The sequence below is a fragment of the Shewanella sp. P1-14-1 genome, assembly GCF_001401775.1.
GTDB lineage: Bacteria > Pseudomonadota > Gammaproteobacteria > Enterobacterales > Shewanellaceae > Shewanella > Shewanella japonica.
This window is the reverse complement of record NZ_LKTL01000021.1, coordinates 1-14,694: the sequence shown is the minus strand read 5'-3', so window position 1 is coordinate 14,694 and position 14,694 is coordinate 1. Positions and strand designations below refer to the sequence as shown.

General features: G+C 40.0%; 7 protein-coding genes and 1 pseudogene. 4 read left to right on the top strand and 4 right to left on the bottom strand.

Annotated elements, in window-relative coordinates:
- Positions 1–846 precede the first annotated feature (846 nt).
- From AN944_RS15330 to AN944_RS15320, 3 genes are all read left to right on the top strand, one after another.
- A complete protein-coding gene (locus AN944_RS15330; RefSeq protein ID WP_055025521.1) occupies positions 847–1,836 on the top strand; it encodes a polysaccharide lyase family 7 protein in 990 nt (329 codons plus the stop codon).
- A 382-nt stretch (positions 1,837–2,218) separates the two neighbouring features.
- Complete coding sequence (locus AN944_RS15325) at positions 2,219–5,257, top strand: TonB-dependent receptor (RefSeq protein ID WP_055025520.1); 3,039 nt, start codon at positions 2,219–2,221, stop codon at positions 5,255–5,257.
- Positions 5,258–5,320: 63 nt separating this feature from the next.
- A complete protein-coding gene (locus AN944_RS15320) occupies positions 5,321–8,914 on the top strand; it encodes a VCBS domain-containing protein (protein WP_055025519.1) in 3,594 nt (1,197 codons plus the stop codon).
- A gap of 862 nt (positions 8,915–9,776) precedes the next feature.
- Here the strand turns inward: AN944_RS15320 and AN944_RS15315 are convergent.
- The 4 genes from AN944_RS15315 to AN944_RS15300 all read right to left on the bottom strand — a co-directional run bounded on the left by AN944_RS15315 (position 9,777) and on the right by AN944_RS15300 (position 14,072).
- Positions 9,777–10,361, bottom strand: coding sequence for a YSC84-related protein (locus AN944_RS15315; RefSeq protein ID WP_055025518.1), 585 nt, complete (start codon positions 10,359–10,361; stop codon positions 9,777–9,779).
- A gap of 246 nt (positions 10,362–10,607) precedes the next feature.
- A complete protein-coding gene (locus AN944_RS15310; RefSeq protein WP_055025517.1) occupies positions 10,608–12,671 on the bottom strand; it encodes a S9 family peptidase in 2,064 nt (687 codons plus the stop codon).
- 29 nt (positions 12,672–12,700) lie between these two features.
- The gene (locus AN944_RS15305; protein ID WP_063124248.1) at positions 12,701–13,534 is read right to left on the bottom strand and encodes a hypothetical protein; all 834 of its coding nucleotides are present in this window, start codon (positions 13,532–13,534) and stop codon (positions 12,701–12,703) included.
- 145 nt (positions 13,535–13,679) lie between these two features.
- Positions 13,680–14,072, bottom strand: a complete 393-nt coding sequence (locus tag AN944_RS15300; protein WP_055025515.1) for a nitrous oxide-stimulated promoter family protein — start codon at positions 14,070–14,072, stop codon at positions 13,680–13,682.
- A 309-nt stretch (positions 14,073–14,381) separates the two neighbouring features.
- Between AN944_RS15300 and AN944_RS21785 the strand changes: the two are divergent.
- A pseudogene (locus AN944_RS21785) lies at positions 14,382–14,694 on the top strand (hypothetical protein); the annotation flags it as partial.

Below are 14,694 nucleotides of genomic sequence, written 5' to 3'. Positions count from 1 at the left end.
AGCTCTAATGCGCCTGACAGCGTAGCTTCGTTCAACAAGATCATTAATGATAAATCACAATCCATACGAATTATCGTACAGCTTATTATCTGATTATTAGTTCTGAATTGTAATCTCATCACATCATCTATTGGTAATGCTTGCATCAATATTGGTAATAGCACATGTTGCAGATTGGTAATAGCTTCACTTGTGGGTTGGTAATGCAGTCTGACCGCTGGTTAAGTTTGTTATGTTATTTGGTCATGTTGTCATATCCATTGGTAGTGAATATAAAAACTATTCTACAACAACAGCTCGGTTTTTATATAAGGTGCTGTTTATATGATTTATTTTTATCAAATAGAAAATGTGTCAAGCCAATGCGTTAGTCTTTTTTTATGCTCTAGTTACTACCAATTTAGTTTTTTGGTAATGCTTTGGTTACTATTTTGGTTGACAGTGATATGTTGTGGTGGTTATATTTTGTTTAACGCAAAGTTATAGATGTGAATAAATTGTTAAGAGCGTGGCTGTGTTAGGTAAGTTATCTATGATTCTATGCATTGCAATTAATCATTGCTCTTTGATCATATACAACAAAGAGTTCTGCTTCTTTTTACTACGAAATTAGATAATTTTGGGTGTTAATTAGAAGCAAAGTCTTACCTATTTTTATTACGTTTTTCGGGGTTAGTTAAGTTCATGTGTAGGTGCGCCACTATATGCTGCGCATATAGGTATTCTAAGAAAGCGTTGAAAATAGTTAAGCCGAACAATACACGAACATATTCAACAAAGAGATCGTAAATTATCAAGGATTCCAATATCAACACATATAAATCTTACCGACATTTTCAAAGGAAAATGTGTGACGTTTTTGCTGCGCTAGTTTTTGCTTTAGCTGTTTTTAGCGCATCACTCAATGCTCAGAAAATTGAGGGGAATACGCTTATTCCTAAGTCACACACTAGTCTTGCTGAAGGTGTTTTACTGGGGGATTTGTCAAAACTCGATCCGCTTAAAAAGCCAGGTGAAAATTTTGACTTACTCGATTGGTCATTAACGTTGCCAACCGATCTCAACGAAGATAAAAAAGCTGATACCGTCTATGAGAAATCATTAAGTAAAGGCTTTAACTTAAAGCCATTTTTTTATACAGCAGATGATGGTGGCTTGGTATTCGCTTGCCCAAACGTAGGTGCCAAGACCTCAAAAAATACAAAATATGCGAGAACCGAACTACGCGAAATGCTACGTAGAGGTAATAGTCGAATAAAAACGCGTGGCCTGACTAAAAATAACTGGGTTTTCAGCAATGCGCATGGTTCGGCGAAAGCTAAGTCTGGGGGAGTTGAAGGCAGTTTGGAAGGGACTTTGGCAATAAATCGAGTATCTACCACTGGTGATGAAAAAAAGGTCGGACGCGTGATCATCGGCCAAATTCACGCCACTGATGACGAACCCATCCGTTTATATTACCGAAAATTACCTGGTAACTCGAAAGGGTCTATTTATTTTGCCCATGAAATAAATGATGGTGATGATATTTGGATAAATATGATTGGCTCACGTTCACATACTTTGTCAGATCCTGATGACGGCATCGCCTTAAACGAAAAGTTCTCTTATAAAATTTCCGTCGAAGATGAAGTGTTGTTCGTCACTATAATCAGGGAAGGTAAGCCTAATATTACTAAGTACTTTGATATGAAAGATAGTGGTTACAGTGCTAGTAACCAGTATATGTATTTTAAAGCGGGTGTTTATAACCAAAACAATGGCGGCGCTGATGGTGATTATGTTCAAGCTACTTTCTATCATATCCATAACACGCATAAAGGGTATAAATTTTAGCGCAGTTAATACATCAATTTAAAATTCGTAACTCGTAACTACAACTATTGGTTATATTTTTATTTAAATTAATAGGTTAGAACTTTTGTTTGGGTTTCGTCTGTTGAAATTAATATAGCGCTAATTTAAATATAAGAATTTAAGGCAGTCACCTGCTTGCAATAATAAATATAAGAATTTAATGGCAGTCACCTGCTTGCAATAATAAATATAAGAATTTAATGGCAGTCACCTGCTTGCAATAATAAATATAAGAATTTAAGGCAGTTACCTGCTTGCAATAATAAATATAAGAAGTAAATGGCAGTAACCTGCTTGCAAAAATAAATATACCAATAAATGGCATTAACATGCTTATTAAAATACTAAGGGGAAGTACGGTATGTCGACGAAGTTAAGTAAAAAAACAAAACCCATCCATAAAATAGGGAAGTTCAAGCTTTCACCTATAGCAAAATGGATGAAGCTTGCTGCATTTACTTCTGTAACCAGTTCTTTTGCATTTTCGGCAATAGCACAAGAAGCCGAAACTGAAAATCTAGATAAAGTTGATAATGATATAGAAGTTGTTGTCGTTACAGGTACACGTAAAACAATTCAAGACCAAATTTCAATAAAGCGTGAATCTACCACGGTTGTTGACGGTTTATCTGCTTCAGATATTGGTGATTTACCTGCACTTTCAATTGGTGAGGCGCTAGAAACATTAACAGGGGCATCATCTCACCGTGAAAATGGTGGTGCTACTGAAATCAGTATTCGTGGTTTAGGTCCATTCTTAAGTGCCACTAACATCAATGGCCGTGAAGCGACCAATGGTAGTGGTGACCGTTCAGTTAACTTTTCTCAGTTCCCATCAGAGTTGATGCAGAAAGTCGCTATTTATAAAACACAAGACGCTTCCATGATTGAAGGTGGGGTTGCCGGTGTTATTACCCTGGAAACACTTAAGCCTTTAGATTTTGGTAAGCAACGTTTTCAGGCTGAAGTAAAAGGTAACTACAACCCAGACCAAGCAAACGTTGACAATTCACTTCAAGGTGATTTGGGCTACCGTGGAACACTAAGTTATGTTGATCAATTTGAGTTTGATAACGGTCAAGCATTTGGTTTGAGTGTAGGTTTGCAGCGTCAAGATATTAGCCAGCCAGAAGCTGAATATAGAAGCTCAAGCCCAACGGGTTCATCTTTGTGGGCATGTTTGAATGATCCAACCGATACCAATACCGGTTTTTTCCGTAGCTCAGCGGGCGATTGTGAAGATGAAATTGTTGGCTCAAATAACCAAGGTTATAATAATGATATTGATCCAGACACAGGTCTTGCAGTAGATGATGGTAGAGAATACGCATGGACTGGCTCAAGCCGAAGCTTCCGTCAAAATGAAACCTCTGATGAAAGAGACGCTTTATTCTTTGCTCTACAATACCAACCCTCAAATAAATGGGATATCAATTTTGACGCGCAAATTTCAGATCGTACCCAAGCAGAAGCGCGTCATGATTTAATTTTCTTACAAAAGCGCGTTACACCGGGTGTAACGGGACAAAATCTGATCACGAACGATGTTGGCGGTATTCTACATTGGGAAGGTGAAGAACGCATCGAGTCTGCGGGCGAGCAATTTTCGCGTGAAGAAAAATATCGTGGATATGGCTTGAACGTTGAACATTTTTTCTCTGATGATCTAAAGATTAGTCTTGACCTTGGCTATTCTAAAACCAGCCGTGAAGAACTACAAATAACAAACCGAGGAAGAACGAGCTCTCGTCCTTTCTTATCTTGGGATTTAGGTGAACATATTCCTCATTTCACAGTGACTGATTTTGATGTGACTGATATTTCCAATTTTACTGATAGCCTTCGTACTCGTATCGACAGAGAAAATGTCCGCGAAAACGAAATTATGGGTGCACGCCTTGATGTTGATTATATTCTAGACAGTGATTTTTTTAGTAGCGTTCAAGCTGGTGTTCGCGTTTCTGAGCTAACATTTGTTCAATTTGGTGGCACGAACGGTAATGGCTCAAGAACTACATATAATTTAGATGAATCTGCAACATCGGCCATCGATGTACTTGAAGGTTGCCAAATAGCCTTCCCTGAGACTGATTTTTTATCCAGTGTTTCTGACGGTGATATTATCACCCATGTTGACAGTTCAGGTAATGTTGTAGAAAGCGGTACAGGCGCTTCGTGGGCAACTTACAATAACGAGTGTTTCTCTCAAGCAGTAGCAGCATCACAAGGCGGCGAATTCGCATACCCAGATGTTACATACGAGAATGCGGGTACTATTGACGTAACAGAACAAACTACCTCTGCTTACGCCATGCTTAATTACGACACTGAAATGTTTGGTAAATATATTCGTGGTAACTTTGGTGTTCGTGTAGTGGATACTGACGTTACCTCTATTGGCTTTCGAGAAGGTTTCGACGTTGTCACTGATCCGGCGACAGGTATCGTCGAATTAGTACCAAACGGAAGTATTGAAAAGATTGAAAGTGGTGGTGATTACACTGAAGTACTACCAAGCTTTAACTTAGTCGTTGATTATGATGACAATATTCTCCTAAGGGCCGGAATTTACCGAGGTATGTCACGTGCAGATCCATCTGATCTAAGTTATAGCCGCACATTCGTAACCGATGACTCGGATGATCCTGAATCAGTTGAAGACTTGTTGGTTGGTGTTAATGGTTCAGGTAACCCTGATCTTCAACCATTAATGTCATGGAACTATGACGCTGCTTTTGAATGGTATCCAAGCGATGACTCTATGGTAGCGCTAGGTGTTTACTATAAGCAATTCAATGGCGGTTACCAACAGCAAACACAGTTAGAGAATTTTATCGTTGACGGTGTGGAAGTTTCTTTACCTATTACTAATTCAGTCACTACTGACGAAAACAGTGACCTTTATGGTTTCGAAGCGACATTTTCGTATCGTTGGGATTTAGGCATTGGTGTGAAGCTTGGTTATAACTACGCCGATACAACCTATGAGTTTGAAGACAGTAACTACGGTAATACCTATACGACTGGTTTAGATGGTGTTGTTACTCAGGAAACCGTAGGTATTGTTCCTCCTGCTTCAGTACCTGGATTTTCTGAGCATGTATTCAATGGACAGGTTTACTACCAAATAGGCGGTTTTGATACTGCTCTTATCTACAAGTATCGTAGTGAATACTTCCAACCATACACTTCTAACGGCACAAGACTGCGTTATGTTGATGAGGCAGGTATTTGGGAAGCTCGTGCTGCTTACAAAATCAATCAACACCTTCGTATTAAAGTTTCAGCAATTAACTTGTTCAGTGAGCCACGCAGTGATGACTTCTATACCCAAGGTAACTTGGGTCAAGTAAGTGATTACGGTCCTCGCCTGTTCGCAGGTGTCAGCTTTAAGTACTAGCCAAGTCTAGTACTTAAATAAAACAAGCTAAATTTGGAAAAGAATCTTTTTGGAGTCATAAAAATGAATAATAAATCTCTTTTATCGCTCATCATTGCGACAGGCCTATTAGGTTGTGGCGGTGATGACGGTGCTGAACTAGATGGAAATACTCGCGGTAGTATAGCAATAACCGGAAGCAATTTTATCGCTGGCGAAACAATCTCTGCAGCAGCTACTGATGCTGACGGAATTCAAGCAGACACCATTACCTATGTTTGGTCAACAGGTACAATCGGCACATCTTACACAATTACTGAAGCTGACGAAGGCACTGTCATTTCTGTTTCTGCTAATTATACCGATGATGCAGGCTTTACCGAAGGCGTAGGTGCATCTACACCCACTATCAACCCGACCTTAGATGTTTCTGCTAGCATTATTAAGGGACCTATTGATGGTGCAACTTGTGAGATATTTGAAGTTGATGATAGTGGTGCTGCGGTTCTTCCTGAGCAAGGCACTGCAACCTCTGACACTTCAGGTGGCGTTACTTTTATCGACGTACACTTCGAAGGTGCGGGTTTAATTGCGTGTACTGGCGGTACTTATACGGACGAATCAACAGGTTTAACCTTAGATGCTCCTCAACTAAGATCTGTAGTGAATGTAGTTGAAAATATTATTGAGACTGATGATGAGGGTGTGGAAACCATACTACCACCACCTACCTATGTTGTTTCTCCTTTAACCGAAATGGCTGTTCAAAACGCGGGTAGTGATTTAAACCAGTTTGCTGACGCAGCTGAAATAATTAATGCTCGTTTTGGTATTCGTTTTGATACAACAGAAGTGCTTCCTACTTTAGTTGGTACTGTTGAACTTGGTGCTGATGGTGCTGAAGATGCTGATAGATATGGTTCTGTGCTAGCGCTACTATCACAAGTTGATGCAGACAACGCAGACGCAGATTTATCTACCGTTATGGAAGATCTTGCTAGTGACGTCGCTGATGGTTCTTTTTCTGAAGAGTCTTTAGTTACACTTGAGACAGCACAAATTAATTTGCAAACGACTTCACAAGTTGCTAGTTCTGTTGATGAGGCGTTACTTGACGGAATTGGAGCCGCTGTTGGTTATAACAATGACCCTGTTGCAGCAATCATCGAAGGTGAATTTGGCGGTACTGTTCAACATACAGCTACGGATCCATTAACTGGTTCACTAACCATTATCGATCCAAACTTCGAAGAAGATGCTTTTGTTGCTCAAACTGATGTGGCACTTGATTATGGTACATTTAGTATCAGTGCCAACGGTAGCTGGTCTTACACGGTTAACACTGCAAATGATACTTTAGCGAACCTTGAACTAGGTGAGTCTGTAAGTGATTCAATCACTATCGCTTCTATTGATGGTACCACTGCTGAAATTAATATTCGTGTTGCTTCACTTACTCAAGTTGTAAAAATAAGCGATACAGGCGGCGATACGGGTGAGATTAGATTTAGCGTTGATAACCTTCGTCAAGGTAAGTTGACTGCATCTATATCTAAAGAGGTTGCGCTTGGTAGTGATGGAAATATTAAAGATGCCTACATTACGCTTTATGGCTCATCTGGTAGTTCTAGTGAATCGCTTATAGATTTGCGTATTCAAGGAACTCAAACTCAAGACGACGGCACAGTAATTGACCCTCGTTTCTTTGTTCGAAATACTGACAGTGACGCTTACCCTGGCAATATAATCACTGCCCCATTTGTTGAAGAGCAGTTTTATGATGTAGAAATCACATGGGACTTAGATCAGGCAGATCAAATCACCGTGACTATTGATGGTGAAGTGATTGGTGGAGGTTCATTCTCTACTGCAGCAGTTGTTGACTCTGATTATACAGGCTTAGACCAGTGGTTCGCTGATGGTGTTAAAGCTATCCAATTTAGATTCGGTGATAATGATAGAACGATTCCTTTCGGTTCTTTCTATGCTGATAACATTGAAGTATTTTCTGATACCGCTGGCACTACAAGTATATTTTCAGATGACTTTGAAGGCTATGATGCAGGTGAAACTTTAGATGGTACAGACAGCAAATATAGCCTAGCTATTTACGCTGAAGTGTCTGTATTTGATGCAGGCGATGGCACAGAAGAAGCTACGCCAGCAGCATTCTTTGATTTAACTGGAAGAATTGCAAGTGATGAGGCAACGGCAGCAGGTGCTGTAAGTGTACTTGACCCAGATGATGGCGAAGCTTTTATTGTTCAGACAACCTTAATGGGTACATACGGTACATTAGCAATTTTAGAAGATGGCTCTTGGACGTATACACTTGATACTGCTAATGCCACTATTGCAGCACTTGTTGTGGGTGAAAGTGAAATCGATACCTTTACTATTGAATCTTTTGATGGCACTACCGCTGAATTAGCAATCACAATTACAGGCACAATTGTTGTTGATACTGGAGCAAACAATGTTGCCAGAATGGCTGATACATCATTAACTGCTGACGCTGAGTTACGTTTAACAACGGAGCCACTTGCTGAAGGTTCTATTTCTACAACCATTAAGCTACAAGCAATTTCTGGCTTCACTGCTACACCAGAAGTTTCTGAAGATAATACCGCTTACATCAGTATCTATGGTGGCTCTGCTTCTTCAAGTAACTTAACGGGTGAAATTGTCTTTGCTAAAGACGGTGCTGTTAAGTATCGTGATGCAAATAAAGATCAACAAACCATTGATGGCTTAACTTATTTTGATGATACAGATATTGATGTAGTTCTTGCTTGGACAGCAACAGGTTATTCACTTTCAATTGATGGTGGTACTACGTTCTACGGTCCTTATGAAGCAATCAATACTGGTACAGCGACCGAAACGTATCAAATTCGTATTGGTAGCTCTTCGAAAGAGTCAGCAAAAGAATTACTCGCTGATGATATCGTCATTGCTGATGAAACAGATACGGCGGTTCTATCTGAAGACTTCGAAACTTATGCTGAAGGTGAAGATTTAAGTGCAATGTATTCAAGTTCTGCTGAAGCAACCGTTAAGACCATAGCGGGAAGTAGTGTAAATAAAGTTGCCCGAATGGCTGACACATCACTAGACGCTGACGCTGAGTTACGCTTAACCACGACTCCACTTGCTGAAGGCGCTATTTCAACAACCGTTAAGTTACAGGCGATTGCTGGCTTCACTGCAACACCAGAGGTTAGCGAAGATAATACCGCTTATATTAGTATTTATGGTGGCTCAGCCTCTTCAAGTAACCTAACAGGCGAAATTATCTTTAGTAATGATGGTAGTGTTAAATATCGTGATTCATCTAAATCGCAGCAAATCATTGATGGCTTAACGCATGCAAATGATACGGACATTGATGTAGTGCTTGAATGGACCGCAACAGGTTATTCACTTTCAATTGATGGTGGTACTACGTTCTACGGTCCTTATGAAGCAATCAATACAGGTACAGCGACAGAAACGTATCAAATCCGTATAGGTAGCTCTTCGAAAGAGTCAGCAAAAGAGTTACTCGCTGATGACATTGTTATCGCTGATGCAAACGATACTGCAGTGCTATCTGAGGACTTCGAAAGTTATGCTGTGGGTGACGATCTAAGTACGACTTACTCTAGTTCTGCCGAAGCAACAGTGCAAGAGGACTAATTAATTTGCTGTTGTAAATTAATCTTTTAAATAATGTGTTAAAAATGCCGCTTATTGATAGCGGCATTTTTTGTACTTATTTTGTAGACCAAAGTGTGCTATTTGAATGCGACTTTCGCTTTTTTAAAAGTGATAAATAGCAAACAAAGTATCTATTTTTTCCTCTTTATCTTTTTCGTCTTTAGCGAGTTTTTTAAATATCCAGCTATAAGAATTTTAATAAATAGGTGAGTGAAAATAACAGATTTTAGATCAAGCTTTTAGAGCGCTTGAGATAATTCAATGAAAGGCAACCATACAATAAAGAAACCTTTATGCCGTACCTGATATAACGACCAAAATTGTTAACTGATCAGTATTAGATAATGACTTGATTGATCTCGTCACTGTAATTAAATAACCACCCATTTGCTTTGCTTTACTTTTACACTCATTATGCTTAAACATCTCAATAATATTACTGATTGTCGTTCCTATATAAATCAAGAATATGTTGGGTCAGTGTAAACTTTAATTTATTACCATACATTTTCTAATATCACAGCTCACTTTTATAATTTCTGCATTAACTTACTTTTGTACAAAAGTGAGCTAGAAAGAGCTAATGTCTTAATCGTAATAAAAGAACATGACACTATTCTCGTTTATTAGTGAATATTACAATTTGTCAGCTTATGGTTATATTTTATATCAGGATATGGTTATATCTTTAAGCTAAGAGCTTGAAAGTCAGATAAAGGTTATGTCAACTTATGCTCGCAGCGACAAATAAGCTCAAAAGGGGTTGGCTCTTATTTTAGAGAGTAAAAAGGCTACTATTGCAGCCATTTTTAATGGGTGACAGTTTATTGTTTAAATAAGCTTATTTCGGATCAAAGCTGAAAGCTTGACCGGCAATGGCCGCTTCATACATAAAGCCACCTTTAGCCGCTGTAAAAATTGCCATGCCATTCATATAACTTGCCTTGGCTGCTGTGCGATTTCCAGCATTACCTGCAGCGGCAGAATTACCAGTCGAGCCAACTTGAGCGTTTGCACCAACAGTAATGGCGACGGCTGAGGCTTGGGCGCTAAATTCGAATGTGCCACTGGTAAAGTCGTCGTACGCAGCTTTATTTTTGAAGAAGATAAGCTCGCTGTATGCTTGTCCGCCCAATTGAAAACCAATAGACAGCTGAGATAGGGTTGAGTCACCAGTGTGGCTGCCACCACGATAGACTCGACCTGAACCATAGGCGGCGCCGATACCTACACCACCTTTACCTACTGTTGGATAAACGGCATATCCATAAGCATCATTGAAAAAGCTCTGCACTTCGGGGGCTTTTTTAAAGTCAGCAATGGTCTTTGCGTATTTGTCAGCATATTTATCTGCATGGGCAGTGGTAGAAAAAGTAAGCCCTAACAGCGCAACGCTCAGTGCTAAGACGGATAAAATATTTTTCATGCTAACTCCTGTTAATCGATATCGGATTGGTTTCAGCTGTTATGTAGGGTCACTACTTGCTCATTAATGTTAATGGCAAATCATGTTCGTACTCACAATAAAAATGAGCTGAATTGATGCAAGTTTGCAAGCAGCATATCAAAGCCGTGAGTCAAAGGGCAAAAATAACGCGCTTATTGTCAGCTAAGGTTCAGCCTACTGACGCGAAGCGCACTTAGATACAGTCTTGATATGAAAGGCTGTTTTCTAGTCTTGTATACCTAGCACATAATAATCAAACCATTTCTTGTCCCATTCCATTTTGGCTTTTCGATGCTGATATCGACTTAATCCATGACCTTCATCTGGGTACACAACTAATTCAACGGGCACATTAAGGTAGTGCTTTAAAGCACGATATAACCCTTGAGCATGGCCTAAAGGCACACGTTGGTCGTGTTCGCCGATATGAATTAATGTGGGCGTGTTAATGTTATTGGCATAGGTCAGTGATGACGCTTTTTTATAAGCTTCTGGCTGTTCCCACGGTAATCCCTGCATAAAGTTCACTACATGACCTGGGGTATCTTCTAACATCCACTGTAAACGTTGATCGAAAACGCCTGCACCAGAACTTGCTGCCTTAAAGCGATTGGTGGTGCTGATGAGGGCATTCGTTAAGTAGCCGCCATTACTCCAGCCCATCACTGCCATTTTATCTTCATCAGCGATGCCTTCAGCGATTAAATGATCAACACCTGCAAGAATATCGCTGACTTCAATATCGTGTTCTTGACCCACTAAGTCAGTGAGAAACTTATCACCGAATCCCGTTGAACCACGATAGTTTGGCGATAAGATCGCCCAGCCATCCGCCGAAAATGTGCTGCGTCCGTATGAGCGATGTTGTAGTGCATAAGGTGTCGCAGATGTAGGACCACCATGGATTTGTACTATCAGTGGTAATCTCCCTTGCGACGCTTTATAGCCATGTGGAAGTTCTAATATACCCTCAACGGTAGCGCCATCGGGTGCTTGCCATTTCACGATGGAAATCTGTGGTAATTGCCATTGTTTTACTTGCGAGTTGATGTCAGTGATACGTTTAATTTTAGCGCGGCGATTATCAGCATCAGCAATAAAAAGGTCGCTAAAATGAGTTAAGCCATTATGGCTCAGCACGAGCTGTTTACCTGATGAATTAAAGTCATAGCTGCCGACTACGATGTCAGCATCTATGACTTTACGGCTATCACCTTGCTTGTTCTTGATAAATTCTGTGCAATAAATTTTTACTCGAGCAGACTCTGCACCGCGATAACAAATTTCATCACTGTTTGGACGCCACTGAATATCTTGTCCATTTAAGGTGACCTTACTCGGGCGAGAGAGCTCGGTTATGCTGTTGTTGCCTTTGGCGGTGTCAGCGATAAATAACTTGCCTGGGTGACCGTCAAAGTCGATGCGAAAGGCCAGTTGCTGATTATTATCATGCCAAGCCAACCCTAATAACCAACCGTAAGGTGATGGAGCTTGTTGACGCCATTGTTGATCAGCCAATACCTGATGACGTTGTTGCTTCACATCATAAATATCAATGTCAGACCAACCTTCAAGTTTTACTAATTCATTATCTTCGGTCGTAATTCGGGCAATTTTAGTTTGGGCATTATTAACACTGAATTGCCAGACTACCTTATCGTCATCAATTAAGGTTTGTTGTTTGTAGTGTTCTAAATCAAGCACATAGAGTGGATTTGACTGGTGTTCACCATGGCCATATTGAGGCGCATCATGGCGGCTGCGCATTTCACTCCAGACATCGGTTTCTTCGGTGGTTTTATTGCCAGTAAAATACAAGTTTTTACCATCACGGCTTAACTGAAACGCATTTACCCCTTCAGTTTCTTTGGTCAATGGCTGTAAGTCCGTACCACTATTAGTCATTCTAAATACTTGGTTTTTGCCATTCAGTGGCGCTTTTTCATGGTTGTCAGTACGTTTTGAAAGAAAGTAAATATATTGCCCGTCTGGACTCCAAACTGGACTTGCTTCATTTTCATTACTGAATGTGAGGCGTTGAGTTTGACGGGTTTTAGTGTTGACTTTCCATAAGTCAGATTGGGCTTTATCGAGCGTTTCATCCCAACGACTTTCTACCCAAATCGCTTCTTTACCATTAGGGCTAAAACTCACTTGTTTCATCATGGCGATGTCAAAAAAGTCATCAATAGTGATTTTTTCTAGTGCAGATTCGGCTGTTGTCTGAAAAGAAATACTGAGTAGAGAAATAAGCCCAATTGGGCGAAGGCGGGTTAATAACGTTGACATGGAGCTCCTTTCCTTATTCTTGATGTGTGTTAATGGAGTCGCTTTTCTGAGGCCGTATCTTCATTGATGATGGTTTGTAAATAATTTAATTCTTCAGAATTTAATAACTGCTCACTGGCTTTTTGTGGCTTGTGTGATTGATTCTGATTGGCGTTATTGTTGTTACCTCTGAGGTAGGCAGCACGGGTAATTTGATGCAAACCATATAAGGCAAAACCATAAACCGTTATCAGCAGTGACAATCGTGCAATGGTATGAGCTAAAACTGAAATAGTATCACCGAAATAAAATGGGATTAATACCATCACTATGCGCAGTACCCAATTAAGCAATATTCCGGCAGTAAGTATCAGTAACCAGCGCAATCTAATATCTTTTAAGCTTTGTTGATTGGTTAATTTAAAGCGTTTTTTATGTTTATTGATGGTATTGAATATCAACCCAAAGTAGATGGCACTTTGTAAAATGATGAACCCAGGCATGACTAATGCAATCGTGTTGATATGACGGAGTTCGCTAACTGAATTGACCACTTGTGTTGAAGCGGTGGGATCCAGCCCAATGTTGAAAAACACTGCAAACATAATGGCAATCATAGTGATTAACGTCGGTGATAGGTGTTTGAGAATATTACTATCTGATACCGGAATTTGCAGGCAAGCTTTACAGTATGAATAAAGTAAAGGCATCAATAAAAAGTAAAAGGGCACCATTAAGGTCAAAATGAAATGAATTTGAATCGGTGCATTTTCACGGGTGATTGCCCCAGTGGCAAAAAAAAGTGCAATGAGCAAAAATAACGAGCCTAATAAACGATTACTTTGTGTCGTGCTAGGATCGCTGTTGGCGTATATGTAGCGCACATACAAGCCTACCCCGAAGCAATGAATACCGCCGAGTAAAGATAACCAAATATAAGCTTGCGAGAAAAACGGTCCGAGTTCGATCAGTTACCCCTTATTTCATTCTAAGTGATAATACCTCTAAGCGACTATTTCGACCAGTATCCTAAGCTTTTTTTTGCTTTCTTATGTGACGATTTGAAACGCCTTCAGGTGGCTTACCTGGTGCGGGTTTTCTTTCTGATAATAAATGCTTAATCGACATAATGGGATGGGGGATCAGCATTCGTGGTCCTGAGTAGATCATTATCTCTCGGACTTTTTGTTTCATGTGGGGTTTATAGCAATGAACTGGGCATTTATTGCATGTTGGTTTGTCTTGACCGTAAGGGCAGCGATCTAATCGAGTTTCGGCATATTCAAGTAATGAACGGCATTCCTCACACAACTCTTTACCTTGTGTCTGTTGATGATGAGCACGACAATATATGCCAGCCATGGCTGTCATTGTGTTGAGCTCAAACAGTAATTTTCCTGAGAGAATAGAAGATTCAGACATCAATAAATACCTTAGTAATTTACTCGGGTATGAGTAGTGTAACTAGCTTCAATGATTCAGTTCAATTTAGGTGATTATAAGCTTGAGCTAAAGCACAAAAATCTCAAAATTTGAATTTATCCCCACTTATCATGTTTAATGGCACAAAAGCAGGATAAATACTTGATTTATTGCTGCACAATAGCTTATTAATACTAGATAACCTGCTCAAAAAAGCAGCGTGAAAATTAATCTCTCTTGAATAGACTTTGAGCTTGACTGCTTAGCTATTTAAATACACACAAACATGACACAGGTATGGTGTTATCAATGAAATATATTGTCATTATTTTATTAGTCTTGTTGGGCGTTTATTTGTACCGTCGAACGCAGAAGGTTGCTCAGAACGAATTAGATGAGAAAACATCTGCTCAACAAGAAAAACCGCAAGAAACGACAGTGTCAGAAGATGTGATTGACGTAGAAGCAGAAGTCGTGGAAGAAACAGCTGAAAAGGCTGTTGATGAGGTTGTCGTTGGCGCTAACACTGTCGTGCCAGAGCCAGAGCCAGAGCCAGAGCCAGAGCCAGAGCCAGAGCCAGAGCCAGAGCCAGAGCCAGAGCCAGAGCCAGAGCCAGAGCCAG